Annotated in this window: 1 protein-coding gene; it reads right to left on the bottom strand. The window is 57.5% G+C overall.

All coding sequences use genetic code 11. From position 1 onward, the window contains the following. Positions 1 to 210, bottom strand: a 210-nt coding sequence (locus SB756_RS34750; protein ID WP_410913844.1) for a hypothetical protein, incomplete at its 3' end; no start/stop codon positions are given. Between the last annotated feature and the right edge of the window lie 30 nt (positions 211 to 240).

Genomic DNA, 240 nt, shown 5'->3' on the forward strand with positions numbered 1-240 from the left:
CGGCGGAAAACGCCACTCACCGTCTTTGCGTAGAAAAAGGCGACTTTCGCCATTACCACCGCTGGCACAGTAGACAAGGTGTTCCAGCCAAAGTTGCATTCCCTGCGCCACACTTAATAAAGAGGGACGCCAGCGCAACAGGCCATCCGGCTGCACCTGCGGCAACCAGCCAGTTATCTGCACACCGTTGCAGGCGAGATCAATTTCCATACTCCGCCCCGGCTGGCGACAGGCAATGAC

Origin of the sequence: Pseudomonas sp. SIMBA_068 (assembly GCF_046534705.1) — a bacterium.
In the GTDB taxonomy this organism is placed as follows: domain Bacteria; phylum Pseudomonadota; class Gammaproteobacteria; order Pseudomonadales; family Pseudomonadaceae; genus Aquipseudomonas; species Aquipseudomonas putida.